3 protein-coding genes and 1 pseudogene are annotated in these 2976 nt (G+C 31.4%); all 4 read right to left on the bottom strand.

The annotated features are described in order from the left end of the window. Positions 1 to 381: zinc-ribbon domain-containing protein (locus tag ENO17_02290; protein ID HER23868.1), on the bottom strand; the 381-nt coding region annotated here is incomplete at its 3' end. A 77-nt stretch (positions 382 to 458) separates the two neighbouring features. After that, a complete protein-coding gene (locus ENO17_02285; protein ID HER23867.1) occupies positions 459 to 947 on the bottom strand; it encodes a hypothetical protein in 489 nt (162 codons plus the stop codon). A gap of 79 nt (positions 948 to 1026) precedes the next feature. Continuing rightward, a complete protein-coding gene (locus tag ENO17_02280) occupies positions 1027 to 1584 on the bottom strand; it encodes a nucleotide-binding protein (protein HER23866.1) in 558 nt (185 codons plus the stop codon). A gap of 413 nt (positions 1585 to 1997) precedes the next feature. Next, positions 1998 to 2468, bottom strand: a pseudogene (locus ENO17_02275) (chromosomal replication initiator DnaA). Positions 2469 to 2976 lie beyond the last annotated feature (508 nt).

Raw genomic sequence — 2976 nt, 5'->3', positions numbered from 1 at the left:
CTCTATTGGTATGTCAATAATTTTACCAGTAGTTTTTTCTATTGCTATTGCTAAATGGTATCCAATTGAAACCATAGTTTGAAATTCACGAAACATATAATACAAATCACAATTCTTAAAATACATTTGTTTAAATTGCAATGGCCATCCAATTGGTCCAGAAATATATTTTAATAAAACTATTTTAAATACTTTATGAGTAAAATCTGAAATCGTATATTGCTCTATTGAACGAGAGATATTATTGCATAATATTTCGACAGTAACCTTGGAAATGGGTAATTTTTGTATTGGTTGATAATACCAAATCTCATTGCCACATTCTTTGCAATATTTTGAATCATCAGGGTTTTGAGTACTACATTTAGGACACTTAAACATAGTGAATTTATACCTCATTATGTAAATATAATATTAGTATTTTTACTTAACAATTTAATCCATAATTTTAAATTGTTTTATTTTAATAAATCTTCTTTCATCTTACTAACCATTTCATTTGTTATTCCATATTGTTCACAAAAAACAGAGATAATTGAATCTATTTTCTTATCTCCGTTTTCTAGTTTTGATATAATAGATTCTAGTTCAGATAGCATACGTTGACGGCTATCTTTTTTCATAAAATCAATTGCTTTAACTCTAAAATAGTGATGTGCCAAATAATTACGTGTACCCAATAGTTCCTTTAACTCAGTTTCCAGATTTTCAGATATTTTCATTGCTTGTTTTAGAGAATGTATCAATCCGCCTAATGTTTTTTCGTAATTTTTTTGCGAAAATAAATCAATATCAGCTATAGTTATTTTCTCTCTATCTTTTAATTTAAGAGAAACTAATAAATTTACAAGACCAGTTTCAAAACACTGAGCAGAATACATTGCTAACCCATATTTTGCGTAAACTTCTCTAATTTGCCAAGATTCTTCATCTATTTCTTCAATCATATTTTATTTCCTTTACAAAACATTTATACTTGTGGGAAGATTTGGGTGAAAGCTGAAAGCCCGAACCAGGTACACGCTGTTATGCAGAGCCGGCGCTAAATATTTTATTGGCATCAACATTAAATCCAGCTGCTAATAATTCTCGAACAATATCATATCTCCACCTTTCTCGAGTGTCCAGCTGTATAAATATCACCCCTTTATAATCAGATGGAATCTCCACACCTTCTTCATATAGGGCAAAGACTCTTGATCTACCAAGTTTACCTATAAAATAGCCAAGCTCAAAAATAACATTTTGACGTGCTCTAGGCTTAAAATCCCCAGAACTATCTTTTTCTTTCCCAATATCATCTGCTGTAAGTAAGACTATTGCAAAATGAACGTCAGAATAATCTGAAAATTTTTCAATAATCGTTCGCCCCTTACTTGGCTTCTCATGAAGAATGACAGCTTCCAGGCCTAATTTTTCAACAAATCTAGCAACAGCCTCTTTTATCCCTTGATTACGCCCGTGAACAATAAAAACTTTATTTGAAAAAGATATCTCTTTAGGAATATTTTGTTCATCTATTTCTTCTTCACCTTCGGATAACTCTATTTCTGTTTCAAGTTGTTCGATGCAACTTCCTAACATTTTGATTTGATTTTCAATGGTTGAGGCCATATATTTTTCAAATTCGGCATCTCCCATTCCCATAAATAATCCCTTACTGCTCGAAGCATGTATAACAGCATTTACATTCGGTGATTTCGATCCAAATGTCTTAATAAGATAATCTCTTGTAGTATTATTCCAAGCAGTATGATCTGAAGTGACAATTGGTCTGTTTGCCAATAATTCTTCAGCTTTTTTTATCTGTTTTTTTAAAAGTTTAATTCCTTTTTTGGGATCAACTGATCTTATAATGTCAGATTCTTCTTTAGATTTTGTTTTTCGAACCATAAATCCTTTTCTCCTTAAATAGGCTGATTTCGTCTAACATTTAAAGTGTATCTGAAATCCTGTAAAGCAGGATTTGTTTTATTGGGGTCTCAACATTTTGACATTCATACTTCTTTCAAAACTGTTATCACCCTTTGCATGACCTCTTTTATTTCATGATTCACTTCGCTTTTTTGTTCAAATCTTTTAGCAGCCTGGGAAACGGCTGAATAATCCATCTTAAAAAGTTCACCTATTTTAGATAAGGAAAGTGGCGTGAACCGCTTAATGAGATAGATTGCCAAAGAGCGATTCAGGTTCCCTCTTTTTTTATCAAAAATCATCCTTCTTTCAATATGTAATACTTTTGTCATTTTGGTAATAATCGTATCCACATCATATTTAGACAGAACGCGGGTAGAAGGAATTTCTCTTCTTCGACCTAGATGTTCCATCTTTTCTTTTACCCTTTCAATAAAGGTTGCATTGCCAAGAGCGATATGGCGATAGGATTCCTTGATGGGATCTTTCATATTCTGATATTGCATTACATAGTCATGATACTTTTTGATTGCTTTAAAAGTATCATGGTCTAGAAAAGATAAGGGGACGTTTCTTTTGTCATATTTATAGATTATATACTTACCTTATTGAATCGCCGCCAGCAGTTAAAAGAATTAGTCTTTTTCAATTTTCTACATCTTAATATTAATACAACAAAAGATTGATAAAACCCTTCTTTTTTTAAAAAATACTTCAAGACAAAAAATTTAAGAAAGTATAGATGGGAAGAAAAAATATTCAGAACCACATTAGTTGGCCGATAGCTGCGCTAAAGAATAATTATCAGGGGGGAATATATGTTCGGGAAAATTCTCGGTCTATCTTATGATTAGTTTATCTTCTAAAGTTACTAATTCATAAGTTTTACTATGCCAATTTGAAACTACCTCATAAGTTATAAAATGAACTCGATTACGTAAAGTAAAAGGGGTCAGGTCTCAACATTTGACATTCAAACTTCCTTCAAAGCTGTTATCATCTTTTGCATGACCTCTTTTATTTCATGATTAACTTCGCTTTTTTGCTCAAATCTTTTAGCGG

This window comes from Candidatus Atribacteria bacterium, from assembly GCA_011056645.1.
GTDB lineage: Bacteria > Atribacterota > Phoenicimicrobiia > Phoenicimicrobiales > Phoenicimicrobiaceae > Sediminicultor > Sediminicultor quartus.
The sequence above is the reverse complement of the archived record's forward strand: the minus strand, read 5'-3'. Positions and strand labels throughout refer to the sequence as shown.